16 protein-coding genes and 1 tRNA gene are annotated in these 12481 nt (G+C 70.4%); 16 read left to right on the plus strand and 1 reads right to left on the minus strand.

Annotated features, from left to right (window positions below):
• Positions 1-37 precede the first annotated feature (37 nt).
• From ACZ7GJ_RS35005 to ACZ7GJ_RS35080, 16 genes are all read left to right on the plus strand, one after another.
• A complete protein-coding gene (locus tag ACZ7GJ_RS35005) occupies positions 38-1042 on the plus strand; it encodes a hypothetical protein (protein WP_470757623.1) in 1005 nt (334 codons plus the stop codon).
• Positions 1039-1377, plus strand: a complete 339-nt coding sequence (locus tag ACZ7GJ_RS35010) for an RRQRL motif-containing zinc-binding protein (protein WP_470757571.1) — start codon at positions 1039-1041, stop codon at positions 1375-1377. The genes ACZ7GJ_RS35005 and ACZ7GJ_RS35010 overlap by 4 nt, the downstream gene beginning before the upstream one ends.
• Positions 1378-1399: 22 nt before the next feature.
• Positions 1400-1849: an NUDIX domain-containing protein gene (locus ACZ7GJ_RS35015; RefSeq protein ID WP_470757573.1), complete on the plus strand. Its 450-nt coding sequence runs from the start codon at positions 1400-1402 to the stop codon at positions 1847-1849.
• Between the two features lie 17 nt (positions 1850-1866).
• Entirely contained in the window at positions 1867-2487 is a 621-nt protein-coding gene (locus ACZ7GJ_RS35020; protein ID WP_470757575.1) for a hypothetical protein, read from the plus strand.
• Between the two features lies 1 nt (position 2488).
• Positions 2489-2704, plus strand: coding sequence for a hypothetical protein (locus tag ACZ7GJ_RS35025; RefSeq protein ID WP_470757577.1), 216 nt, complete (start codon positions 2489-2491; stop codon positions 2702-2704).
• Positions 2705-3389: 685 nt separating this feature from the next.
• The gene (locus ACZ7GJ_RS35030) at positions 3390-3860 is read left to right on the plus strand and encodes a hypothetical protein (RefSeq protein ID WP_470757579.1); all 471 of its coding nucleotides are present in this window, start codon (positions 3390-3392) and stop codon (positions 3858-3860) included.
• A 29-nt stretch (positions 3861-3889) separates the two neighbouring features.
• Positions 3890-4282 carry a hypothetical protein gene (locus tag ACZ7GJ_RS35035; protein ID WP_470757581.1) on the plus strand — a complete coding sequence of 131 codons (393 nt, stop codon included), beginning with the start codon at positions 3890-3892 and terminating at the stop codon, positions 4280-4282.
• A 12-nt stretch (positions 4283-4294) separates the two neighbouring features.
• The gene (locus ACZ7GJ_RS35040) at positions 4295-6463 is read left to right on the plus strand and encodes a hypothetical protein (RefSeq protein WP_470757583.1); all 2169 of its coding nucleotides are present in this window, start codon (positions 4295-4297) and stop codon (positions 6461-6463) included.
• On the plus strand, positions 6460-6909 hold the full coding sequence (locus tag ACZ7GJ_RS35045; RefSeq protein WP_470757585.1) for a DUF6197 family protein: 450 nt from the start codon (positions 6460-6462) through the stop codon (positions 6907-6909). Before ACZ7GJ_RS35040 ends, ACZ7GJ_RS35045 begins: the two co-directional genes overlap by 4 nt.
• A gap of 17 nt (positions 6910-6926) precedes the next feature.
• On the plus strand, positions 6927-7088 hold the full coding sequence (locus ACZ7GJ_RS35050; RefSeq protein WP_470757587.1) for a hypothetical protein: 162 nt from the start codon (positions 6927-6929) through the stop codon (positions 7086-7088).
• Positions 7089-7201: 113 nt separating this feature from the next.
• The gene (locus ACZ7GJ_RS35055) at positions 7202-7342 is read left to right on the plus strand and encodes a hypothetical protein (protein WP_470757589.1); all 141 of its coding nucleotides are present in this window, start codon (positions 7202-7204) and stop codon (positions 7340-7342) included.
• Between the two features lie 92 nt (positions 7343-7434).
• Positions 7435-8289 carry a bifunctional DNA primase/polymerase gene (locus ACZ7GJ_RS35060; protein ID WP_470757591.1) on the plus strand — a complete coding sequence of 285 codons (855 nt, stop codon included), beginning with the start codon at positions 7435-7437 and terminating at the stop codon, positions 8287-8289.
• A 1-nt stretch (position 8290) separates the two neighbouring features.
• A complete protein-coding gene (locus tag ACZ7GJ_RS35065; protein WP_470757593.1) occupies positions 8291-9763 on the plus strand; it encodes an ATP-binding protein in 1473 nt (490 codons plus the stop codon).
• Between the two features lie 53 nt (positions 9764-9816).
• Positions 9817-10449, plus strand: a complete 633-nt coding sequence (locus tag ACZ7GJ_RS35070; protein WP_470757595.1) for an XF1762 family protein — start codon at positions 9817-9819, stop codon at positions 10447-10449.
• A gap of 460 nt (positions 10450-10909) precedes the next feature.
• Positions 10910-11107: a helix-turn-helix domain-containing protein gene (locus ACZ7GJ_RS35075; protein ID WP_470757596.1), complete on the plus strand. Its 198-nt coding sequence runs from the start codon at positions 10910-10912 to the stop codon at positions 11105-11107.
• Positions 11107-12255, plus strand: coding sequence for a site-specific integrase (locus ACZ7GJ_RS35080; RefSeq protein WP_470757598.1), 1149 nt, complete (start codon positions 11107-11109; stop codon positions 12253-12255). Before ACZ7GJ_RS35075 ends, ACZ7GJ_RS35080 begins: the two co-directional genes overlap by 1 nt.
• 63 nt (positions 12256-12318) lie before the next feature.
• Here the strand turns inward: ACZ7GJ_RS35080 and ACZ7GJ_RS35085 are convergent.
• Positions 12319-12393, minus strand: a tRNA-Val gene (locus ACZ7GJ_RS35085).
• Positions 12394-12481: the final 88 nt, after the last annotated feature.

Consider the following 12481-nt stretch of genomic DNA (forward strand, 5'->3'; position numbering starts at 1 on the left):
GGCCCAGAAGACCGTACTGACCGCCGCGTTCGCCCCGATGCTCGTCACGGGCGCGGCTGGCGGGTACGGTACGTACTCCAACATCAAGGGCGCCTACAACTCCGGTACCGCGCTCGGCGCGGTCGCCGCAGGTGAAGGCGCCACCGCAGTCCTGGCCCTGGTGCTCTTGGGCCTGACCATGCTGGGACAGTCCTCCCCGGCCGTGGTCCGCGCGGGCCTGTGGGCGCTACCGGCCGCTGCGTCGGTCATGTCCGCCGTCGCCGCACCGGACGGGCCCCGCACGGTCATCTACGCGATCACCCCGCTGGGCATGTCGGTCTCAGCGGAGGGCATGGCGTTCCTGGCCCGCCGGATCGTGGTCCACGTCGACGGCCGCGACGCAGAAGCGGAAGCCAGGGCGGCGGCCGTGGTCCAGGCCCTGGCCTACCACCGCGCCCGCGCCGCCAACCACCCCGACAAGAAGATCCGTGAGCGTTCGGATAGGGCGTCGTGGCGCCTTGCCCGCAAGGTCGGCACCGCGGACGTCACGCTCGGGGCGCGGTTGTTGGATGTCCAGCGGGAGCGGATCGCCACCGGCGCGGACGTCGCCCTCGGCGACATGTTCGCGATCACCGTCACACCCCCGCCAGGGCCCGTCACGGCAGAGCGTGACGCCGTCACGGCGGCCGTGACTCCCGCCCTCCCCCCAGCACCCGAACTCGGCCCCGCCCAGGGGTCCGTCATGGGTGGGCGTGACGGGGAAGACACGCAGGTCAACGACCTGCTGACGGGGTTTGAGGGGGAGGGCGTCACGCCTGCCGTCACGCCCGTGACGCTCGACCAGGTCGCGGCCATCGCCGGGGTGTCCACGCCGCTGATCGGTGAACCGCTCACGGACGAGCAGATCGTTGTCGTCCTGAGGTTCCTGCGCTACTCCGCCGACCCGCCGCTGTCCTACCGGCAGACGGTCGCCGCGTTCCGTGAGTCCGGATTCACCGGCGGCGAAGCACGCATCCGGAGCGCCTGGGCCACCCTCATGGCCCAGGAAGAGAGCCCCCGGTGAGCGCCTTGGCCGTCTACCGGTGGCGCCTGGCCCCGGACGGACTCGCCACCCGCCGTCAACTCCGGGCCCTCGGCCTGCGGCCGGGTGGCCAGGACGTCGTCGCTCAGGTCGAGCGGTCCCGCCGACGGCGCGGGCCGCTGGTGGCCTACCTCTACCGGATTGACCTGGCCCGGCCGGTCCGGCCGATGACCGCCCGCCGGGCCTCGGCCCTGGCGAAGGCGAACGCGGCCCGCCGGTGGTGCTCGAACTGCCGCCGTGACGCCGGGTACGTGATCCCGGCCTCGCTCGGCATGTGCACCCCCTGCGCCTACCCCGACGGCCAGCGCACCGTCTGACCTTCTCCGAGGAGACATCCCCATGACTGAGACCATGCCGGAGACGATCCGGTACACCGCCGACGTGGTGTGCATCCGCGGCAACGACGTGCTGACGATCGAGCGCGGCTGGCCGCCCCACCAGGGCAAGCTGGCCCTGCCGGGCGGGCACGTGGACCCGGGCGAGACCTCCCGCCAGGCCGCCGCCCGCGAACTGCTGGAGGAGACCGGTGTCCGCGTCGCGCCGGGCGCGCTGGTGCTGGTCGGTGTGTGGGACGGCCCGGAGCGCGACCCGCGCGGCCGGTACGTCACCGCCGCCTACGCGGCCATCGTCCCCGACGGCACCACCGCTACCGCCGGCGATGACGCTGCGGCGGTGCGGTGGGTGCCGCTGGACGCCCCGGGTGAGCTGGCGTTCGACCACGGAGACATCGTCTACGCCGCGTGGCGCCGGCACCTCGCGGCCAGTCACCCCGCCCACTCCCCCCACTGACCGTGAAGAGGCCCCCCATGTCCGGAGGAATCGACTGGGACGAGGAGTTCACCCGCCTGAACACCGCGGCCCCGCAGAAGCCCAACACGTCGGCCAAGTTCTCCGCCACGATCGGCAAGCTCGGCGGGGTCCGCCGTAACACCGCCGCTCTCGCCGTGTGCGGCACGATCATCGTCCTCGCGGTGTGCGGAACGGTCGTGGCCGTCACCAGCATGCAGGGCGACCAGGCCGCCCAGGACCGTGCGCGGGCCCAGGAGAAGGCCGCGAACGCCCTGGTCGAAGTCGAGGCCGACAAACAGCGGGCGCAGACCGAGGAAGCCGCCGCCAAGACCCTCTACGAGCGGGAGATGGCCGTCTACCTGGAGTGCTCGAAGATCCGGGCGGCGGCGGTGGCCAAGGCCGCCTCCTACGACGTCTCCAAGATCCCCGCGTGCGCTGCCCCGACCCTCGGCACTCCGGCGCCCAAGGCGCAGGAGCAGAGCGGGGCCAGCGACTCCCTCACCGCCAGCCCCTGGCTGTGGGTCGCTCTCGTCGGCGGCGGCGGCCTCATCGCCTACAAGAAGCTCTCCGCGCCCTCCGGTTCCAGTGCCATCACCCCCGCGAACGACAAGGGATTCGCTTTCGAGAAAGGTGCGTGAAATGACGCTCCAGTTCTTCGCCCTGGCCCTGTTCTGCTGGGCGCTGTTCTTCACCTTCAAGAAGACCAAGGGAAAGCAGATGGCGATCTGCCTGATGCTGATCGTCTCCGGGATCTTCCTCCCGTACACGCCGTTCAGCGAGGAAATCCGCAGCACCCTCGCGGCGGTCTTCAACACCGCGAACGACACCGTCAGCAACATCGGATCGTCACGCTGAGCAAGCATCCGCACCGGTTACAGGTTACCGGTTACAGGCCCAGGGCCGCCCCGAACCGCCCCCAGGAGGCCCGAACCGTCGCCCGCAGGGCCTGTAACCGGTAACCGGTAACCCTCCGACAACTGCACAGTGTCACGAAGGGAGGCTCGTGGAACTCCTCATCCTGCTGGCCATCACCTACCTCGTCGGTGTCGACAACACGCACGACAAATACGAGAAGGCGGGAATCAAGAAGCCCCCGCCGCAACCGAAATCCAAATGGGAGCCGACAAGGGCGCCGGAAACCTTCCGCAACGCCTCATACAACGCGGCAGCGAAAGCACATTACGGGCTACTCGCGGGCGCCCACTGGGCCGGTGGGGTGCGTGACGGGTGGCGCTCCGCCTACCTCAGGAAACCGGGCACCACGCCTTCCGGTTCGCCGTCCGCCACCACTCCTGCGGCACCCTCCGCGCCCCCCTCGGGGGCCACCGTGCCGCCGCAGCCCACCACACCGCCGACGACTTCGGCATCGCCGCCGAAGCCCGCCCCAGCCCCCACGCCGCCGCAGCAGCCGACCACGGCCCCGACACCGCCGCCGGCCGCGCCTGGCACACCTGCGCCGGGTCCGACGATCCCGCCGCCCGGCACCGTCCCTCCGCCCCCGAGGGTCACGCTCCCCGACCGCATCAGGAAGGACCCCGCGATGCAGCCCAACCCGCCCGTTCCGCACACCGCGACCGTCGACGACAAGGGCATCCACGTCACCACCGCCGCCGGGAAGTCCCGCACCTACAGCGGCGGCGAGGTCATCAACCTCACCCAGGTCATCGACCTCGCCGAAGGCGCAGCCACTCTGTGCCAGTCCAGCTCCGAGACGTGCCTGGAGCTGGTGGACGAGTCCGCGCAGCTCGCTGCGGACTGCGAGGGGCTCATCGCCGACATCACGGAGAAGGAGGTCGGCGAGGGCCTCATCGCCAAGTGCGTGTTCCTGCAAGAGCAGCTTGCCCTCCAGGCGGCGGCCGCCCAGAAGCTCCACGGCCAGCTCCAGGGCGGCGAGGAGGCCTGCCGGACCGCGTCCGCGAACGCCGAGGTCCGCCACGGCCAGATCTTCCGGGCTGTTGCGGACTCCCCGCTGACCAGGCCCGCCGAGCGCGAGTTCTACAACGCCCGATAGCCGCAGCTACCGCACGAGGAGAGGCCCGCATGTCTGTCATCGATTCCCTTCAGGACGCCGTGACCTACGCGGCTCTGCGCACCAAGCTCGCCTGGCTCACCCACAAGGTCCACGTCCACGGCGACACCGTCACCACCCTCGCCGCGACCGTGGAGGAGACCGCGGAACAGATGCAGGACGCCTCCGAGACGATGAAGGCGCTGGCCGTCGACGACGCCACGACCGCCGAGTTCGCGGATGCCGCCCTCGTCATGCTCGGCGCCCGCACGGCGGCGGGCGAGTACACCTCCGCGGCGGACAGCGCGGCCGCGGCCGCCGACGACGCCAAGACCACCACCGAGAACGACCACGGCGGCATCGCCGACGCCGTGGAGACCTCGCCCGTGGAGATGGCCGAAGGCGTCTTCTACACCCAGCAGTAAGGAGGCAGGACCATGGGGCCGACCCGCACGCAGTTCATCCAGTACGCACCCGCCGCCCTGGCCGCAGGAGCGCTCACGGTCGGCCCCTGGTCCGCGCTCGCCGCAGCAGCAGCCGGAGCGGGAGCGTGGGCCGTGGGCGCATCCGCGCCCGCCCTGCGCTCCCTGATCGCCTGCGGCATCACGGCCGCCGGCTGCGGCATCACCGCGCACCAACTCCTCGCCACCGGCACGAACCCGCTCATCGTGCTGGCCCTTGCGGTCCCGGCCGGGGCAGCGGCTCTTGCCCACCACCGCAACATGGCCGGTGAACTCTCCCCGGCACTCCCCGCCCCGGTTGCAGCGGGCCTGGGCTCTCCGGCGCAGATGATCACGGCGTGGTGGGGGGAGTTCATCTGCGGCCCGACCCAGACCGAGGGCCGCAAGCTCATCCAGCCCGGCGCCGTCCTGGCCCAACTGGCTCTGGATGTCGGGGACGCGCACATGGCGTTCTCCGGGGTCATCACGCTGCCCCAAGGCCAACAGGTGCGGGTGAAGGCCGCGGACATCGCGTCCGTCTACGAGATCCCCGTCTCCCACGTGGAGATGGGCGACCCCAAGCACTACGCCCCGAACGCTCTGCCGGTCACCGTCCACCTCAAGAAGGCGGCCGCCCAGCCCGAGATCGCGGCCGGCGCCCCTACCACTCCGCCAGAGCTGTGGGCCGCGCACGTGGCCATCGCGGCCGGCGCGATGCCCGGCACCACCCTGACCCTCACCCGCTACGACGGGCCCTTGGACTGGGAAGGCATCGCCACCCGGGAGCGCAAGGCCATCGGGACGGTCAACATCCAGGACCTTGCCGGGAACCTGGACCTCTCCAGCATTCAGATCGCTCTCGCTCCCACCGACAAGCCCTCGCAGATGGGGGTGCGTGTGATGAAGGAGCACACGCTGATGCACGGCACGATGCTCTCCGACGTGGCCGACGAACTGGCGATGGACTCGCGCGGATACGTCCGCCTGGGCACCTACATCGACACCCAGGCCGCTCTGGTCCCCCTGGCCCAGCCCGGCTCAGGTGCCCGCCACCTCTACCTCGTGGGCGGGTCCCGCTCCGGAAAGTCCGGAATCCTCGAACAGATCCTGCTCTCCGCCCACAAGTCGCGCATCGCCGTGATCCTGGCCTCCCCCCAGGCCGGAACCATCGCCGGAGCAGGGCTGGCCGCGTACTGCGGGGACGGCCTGGACGAGGCGATGGGCGCCCTGCGCCTGGCCTACTCGATGATGCTCGACCGCGAAGCCCGCTACCGATCCCCGGCCTTCCCCTTCACCGACCCGCTGATCGCGTTCGTCATCGACGAAGCCCACATGCTGCTGTCGGCCTCCTCGCCGTACCACGCGGAGGCCAAGGCCATCGTCGAGCAGATGACCCGCCGCTCCCTCAAGCGCGGGATCGGCGTGGTCCTGGCCACCCAGACCCCGCTCGCCGAAGACCTCGGCAACTCCTCGATCATCCGCTCCCAGCTCCTGATCGGCGGCGGCGCCGTCTTCCTGCGCTGTGCCAAGGGCCAGGGTTCACTGGTCGGCGCGAACGCGGTCGAGGGCGCGGAGGGCATCGACCTGTCGAAGATCCCCCCGCAGTGGCCGGGCCAGTACGCCAAGGTCTGCGACCGGGACATGTCCGGTCTGGACACCGAAGCCGTAGCCAACCCCGAGGACGGCACCTTCGGCCTCGGCTACCTCCTGACCCCCGGCTCCCAAGCCGTCCAGTTCCGCTCCCTGTACCTCGACGTCCCGCCGGCCTCCCTCGCCGGAACCCTGCCGCCCGTCGCGGTCGAGGACTGCGAAGCCTGGCGCCTGCGGGAGGCCATCGTGAGCACGCCGGTGGTCGACCAGCGCGGCAAGAACCTCATCGGCAGCCTCACCGACCTCCTCACCAAAGCCCAGCACGGCCCGGCAGTACCCCAGCAGCGAGTCCAGAACGGCCCCGTCGGCGCTGCTGGGCCGGTCGATTCCTCGGACGGAATGGAGCTGATCAAGCCGCGCATCCTCAACCTCCTCCGAGAGGAGTCCATCCCCATGACCGCCGAGACCATCGCCCGGAAGCTGGGCACGTCCGCGAAGCACGTCAAGCCCCGCCTCTCCGAGCTGAAGAAGCGGGACGAGGTCACCAACGAGAACGGACTGTGGAGGGCCCCATGAACACCCGTACCGAAACCGGATTCACCCCCGTCGACCTAGACCTGTACACGAAGGCATTCCAGCTCCTCGACCCCGCACCGGAACCCATCGCCCCGGCCGCTCCCGCGCCGGATTCCGTCATCCTCGCCGCCCCGCCCGTGCACCTGGCCGGGCCGGTCGAGAAGACGCTCACCGACGCCCTCGCCCTCCTCGACACCCACGGCTGGGCCAAACACCGCCTGATCCACCCCGAGGGCGCCCGCTGCTCCATCGGCGCGCTGCGAGCAGCGGCCGGCGCCCGCAACGCCGCCTACCGGGACGCCGGGAACCTCCTCCTCGACGAGGCCCGCCGCCAGCACGGCAAGAAGTGGGAGGCGATCCCCTCCTGGAACGACTCCCACACCGGCCCGCAGGTCCGCAGCGTGTGGGAAGCCGCCATCCGCCGCGCACACCGCCTCAACATCTGAACCGGCAGGAGCCGCCCGTGACGTTCTCCTTCACCAACCCCGAACCGAGCACCGACCGCTCGTTCTCCTTCACCGAGCCGAACCCGGCGGACATCGAAGAGCAGCTGCAGGCGATCGCCGACGTGGCCCACCAGATCATCCGCCTCGTCGCCGACGTGCGCAGGCAGATCAACAACTGATCGCCCGCCCAGCAGACACAACGAGGGCGGCCCCCTCTCACCAGAGTCCGGGCCGCCCTCACCCATGTCCGCACGCGCCGCCGACCACGCCCGCCACTGAGGAAGAGACCGACATGTCCGACGACGACTTCGCCTGCGGCGAGGGGCACTGCCACTGCTACTGCACCGACGCCGGCCACGCCTGCGGATGTGACTGCCCCCGCTGCCCCGACTGCCAGCAGGTCCCGGAGGACTGCGACTGCGACGACGACTGATCGCACGCGGTGGTGAACGAGCGAGGGCGGCCCCGTCTCGGCAAAGCCGGGCCGCCCTCATCCAGCAGTCCACTGAACTGGAGGACTCCAGCATGACTCAACCCGCCCCCTGCGCGCAGCTGCGCGCGGCTCTCGACCTCGCGGAGCGGGGCATCCCCGTCCTGCCGCTGCGGGAGGGCAAGGGCCCCATGGCCAACTGCCGGACCTGCCGGAAGAACGCCTGCGGTGGCCGGCCGAACATGAAGACCCCCGGCCCGTGCGAGTGCCCGGCCCCGTGCCACGCCTGGGCTGCCGCCACCACTGATCCGGCCGTTCTCACCTCGCCCGCTTGGGGCCCGGCCTGGCGGCAGGCCGCGGCCGTCGCCTACCACCCCGGCGGCGCCGCGATGACGGTCGTCGACCTCGACAACGCCGATGCGATCGTCTGGGCCCGACAGAACCTACCCACCACACGGACTGTGCCCAGCACCCGCGGGGAACACTGGATTTACCTGGGCACCATGACCTCCCCCAACGCCGTGCGCCCTGGCGTGGACATCAAGTCCCTGATGTCCTACGCCCGGTGGCTCGGCCCCGGCACCGGCCCCATCGCGCCACTCCCAGACGCTGTGCGAGCGCTTGCCGTAAGGGAGCCCGCGGCGGTCCGGCCGGCATCTCGCCCCATGACTGCGGCTGCGCCGGTCGGCGGCGGGGAGTGCCGGCACCGCTCACCCGTCTACCTGGAGCGGGGCATCGCCATGGCGGAGCAGCGCATCACCGGGGCGGTGGAGGGCATCCACAAGGCCGTGTACCGGACGTTCCTCGCGGTGCTGTCCGCGCATGGCCGGTGCGGGTGCCTCACCGACGCGCACATCAAGCGCCTGTTCACCGCCGCGCAGGGCAAGGGCGAATCCCTGCGGCACTGCGAGGACGCCTGGTCCAACGCCGCTTCCGCTCTGGGAATGTGACATGCCCGAGGACGAGAAGAACCCGGCCCGCTTGGTCATCACCGACTACGCGCAGGCCCACTTCCGGTACTTCCGCACCGTCGACGGCACCGTCTACGCCCAGCGCAACGGCCACCCCGTGGCCCGCCCGATCCGCTCCCAGGGCACCACCGGCAGCCACCGCCAGGAACTCATGGTCGGTCTGTTCCGCGAGCGGGTCGGGGTCTTCAACGGAACCGCCTTGAAGGAGGCACTCGACTTGATCGAAGCACTCGCGCTCACCGAGGACGTCCAGCCCGTCCACATCCGAGTAGCCCCCGGGTTCGACGGCGCGACGTGGCTGGACCTGGGCCGTGACGACGGCCAGTCCGTCCGCATCCACCCGGGCGGCTGGGACATCCTCACTCCCGACCCCCGCGAGGTCTGCTGGCGCCGCACCCAGCTCACCGGCGAACTCCCCCTGCCCGTCAAGGACACCGACGGCAAGGGCATCGACCTGCTGATGCGCCTGGTCAACTTTGCCAGCGCCCAGAGCGAGGGCCTGGCCCTGGCCTGGCTCGTCGGCTGCCTCGGCCCCGACGTCCCCGTCCCCGCCCCGTTCCTCACCGGCCCCCAGGGCGCGGGCAAGTCCACTGCCGGCAAGATGCTCGTCCGGATCATCGAGGGCATGAGCGGCGACCTGCGCCGCCCGCCCAAGGACGAAGAGAACCTGATCACCGCCGTTGCCGCCGGGTGGGTCACCGGCCTGGACAACCTCTCCCACCTCGGCCCGGACCTCTCCGACCTCATGTGCTGCATCGTCACCGGCGCCGAGAACATCAAACGCGCCCTGTTCACCGACGGCGACGTCGTCCGCTCCCGCTACCGCCGCCCCCTGCTGCTGACCGGTATCGACGTCGGAGTGATCCGCCCCGACCTCGCCGAACGCCTGCTCCCCCTCCGCCTGGAACGCCCCCGCGTGCGTCGGACCGAGGCGGAGCTGTGGACGGAGTTCGCGCGGGACTTGCCCGTGATCCTCGGGTCCGTGCTCGACCTCGCCGTCAGCGTCCGGGCGGCCCAGACCGACATCCCCACCGACCTGCGCATGGCCGACTTCGCCCACCTGTGCGCGCAGATCGACTCTGCCCGCAGCTTCGGCGCGCTGGACGCCTACCGGGCCAGCCTGGACGACCTCAACGACGACGTCATCGAGGGTGACCTCCTCGCCCAGACCGTCCTCAAGCACGCCGCCGACACCGAGCCGGGCACCGAGGTCCGGATGACGTCGGCAGAGTGGCTGCACGCGCTGACCCAGCTCTACACCGGAGAGGACTTCCGGCCCCAGCCCAAGGGCTGGCCCACCACCGGCAAGGTCCTCTCCGACCGCCTCAAGCGTCTCCAGCCCGTCCTCGCCGCCCGCGGTGTCCTCGTCGACTGGGGCCGCACCCGCGCCGCCCGCTACATCGCGATGGCCCGGCCCCAGCCCCCGCAGGACGAGCAGAAGGACCTCTTCTAGATGTGCCATCTCAGGAGATTGGTGCCACACAGATGCCTATCACCGTAGTGCCGATGTCCTTCCGGGACGCGTGCGCGTACGTCGATCGCGTCCACCGCCATCACGCCGCCCCGCAGGGGCACAAATTCTCGCTCGGAACCATCACGGCAGACGGTCGACTGGTCGGCGTCGCCATCGTCGGGCGGCCCGTCGCTCGCGCCTATGACGACGGCTTCACGGTTGAAGTGACCCGACTGGCTACCGATGGCAGTCCGAACGCCTGCTCCGCGCTCTATGGGGCGGCCTGGCGAACGGCCAAGGCCAGCGGGTATCGACGGGCCATCACCTACACCCAAGAGGGCGAGAGTGGCGCCAGTCTGCGGGCGGCCGGTTGGCGTCGCGCAGCTGCCCGACCTGCACGAGCTGGTTGGGACGCCCCGAGTCGCCCTCGGCACAGTCTCGGGACGGAGCAAATAGCCCGCACCCTGTGGGAAGTCACCGCCAGGGACGCGCCGCCCTTGCCCTTGGTGCCGTTCTCTCGTGACGAAACCCGTGACGAAACCCGACTGGCGCGGCACCGCTGCGCCGCTCGTCCTTGCAGGCGGCTGGTTGCCACGACAGCAACCGGACGCCCGGCCCGGTTCTGCTCCCAAGCCTGCCGCCAACGCGCCTACCGCGAGCGCCGCGCGGCGACACCAACGTCCTGAGACATCACATCTAGACCCCGCGCCGGCGGTCCCGGCCGCACAAGCAAGAGGAGCACCCCCGCCCTGACGGCCGGTGCTCTTCTTGTTCTTCGGCGGCCGCGCCGCCGCCCAACGGGCGTGCCGCTTGCGGCTCCGCATTTCGCCCGAAGGCGCACAGACAACAGACACAAGCCCTTCCCTTTTTCCTAAGTAGGAAGACGCTGCGTCACCTGCGTCACGACGGCCCCGAAAACCGGCCCTGACCTGCACCAACAGCGGTGACGCAGAGCCCAATTTCCTGCGTCACCGTTCGTCACCTGCGTCACCCCGTGACGGACGGCTGTGTCACCGGTGACACAGCCCCCAACCCCCTGCGTCACCCAAACCCGCAGGTCAGAGCCCCGAATGACGCAGATGACGCGATGACGCAGAAATCCCAACCTCGGACACACACGCACTGACCACCACTACGGAGGCCGCTGTGAGCTCCCCCCTGCCCACTACGCACCAGGCCCTGACCGTTCCCGAGGTCATGGCCGCCCTGCGGCTCAGCCGCTTCACCGTCTACAACCTGATCCGCTCTCGCGCCCTCCCGAGCTTTACCGAGGGCCGCTCGCGCCGGATCCCCGCAGACAGCGTTCGCGTCTACCTTGAAGCCAAGTTGGAGGAAGCCGCCTGATGGCACGCAAGAGGAATCCGAACGGCGCCGGCAGCATCTGGCAGCGCAGCGACGGGCGTTACGAGGCACGCGTCTACGTCCCGCAGCCCGACGGCACCCGACGGCGGAAGACCGTGTACGGCAAGACCTGGGCCGAGTGCGACGCGAAGCGGCAGGAACTCGTGCTGCGCGACCGCCAGGGCATCCCGACGCCCACTCGCTCTGCCAAGCTCTCCGAGTGGCTGCCGTTCTGGCTGGAGACGTTCGTCAGGCAGGACCGTAAGAAGACGACGTATGCCAAGTACGAGACGCACGTCCGCCTGTACCTCATCCCGCACCTGGGCTCCAAGCGTCTGGAGACTCTCGGCGTACCGGACGTGCGGCGGATGTTGGCTGCCGTCACGGCGCAGGCCTCCGCCGCGACAGCGAAGGAGTCGCACCGAGTGCTGCGCAGCGCGCTCACCGCGGCGAACCGCGAGGAGCTGATCAGCCGCAACGTGGTGATGCTCGTGCCGGCGCCACGTGTGGTGCAGCGCGAGTTGAAGCCGTGGGACCTCGACGAGACGCTCACGTTCCTGGAGGCCAGTCGGCGCGACCCGCTGTACGCCGCGTTCGTGCTGGCGGTCGCCCTGGGGCTGCGTCGCGGCGAGATTCTCGGGCTGCGCTGGTCCGACATCGACCTCGACCGCCGGACCCTGACCGTGCGGAACCAGATCCAGCGCGTGCAGAAGGAGTTGTACGCGGACTCCACGAAGAACCGGCGGAGCCGGGTCATCCCTCTCCCCCGGATGTGCGTGGCGCCCCTGCGCTGGCAGCGCATGCGGCAAGTTGCGTTGCAGGCCGCGGCGAAGGACAAGGAGTGGGAGCAGAGCGACTACGTGTTCACCACCCGCACCGGTCGGCCGATCGAGCCGCGCAACATCAGCCGGTCGTTCGAGCGCATCGGGGAGGGGGCCGGCCTGCCGCGGATTCGGCTGCACGACGCGCGGCACGGGTGCGCCACGCTGCTGTTCGCGGCCGGGGTGGCGCCTCGGGTGGTGATGGAGATCCTGGGGCACTCGCAGATCGCCGTCACAATGAACATCTATACCCACGTGGCCGACGGCGGGCGGCGCGAGGCGATGGGGCACATGGACCGGCTGCTGCGCCGACGGCGGCCGAGCGTGTGAAGGACTGCCGTCACTTTTAGCCGTCAAAGGCCCCCAACCATGATCGGTTGGGGGTCTTTTAGCTGGTGGGCGCGGACGGTTTCGAACCGCCGACATCTGCTTTGTAAGAGCAGCGCTCTACCCCTGAGCTACGCACCCGTGGATGAGTGGACAGCCTACATGGCGGGCACACCCCCCACGCAAACCCGTTCCCGTAGGGGAGAATGGAGCGGGGCATGGCGGACGC

The sequence above is a fragment of the Streptomyces sp. NPDC037242 genome (assembly GCF_055604165.1).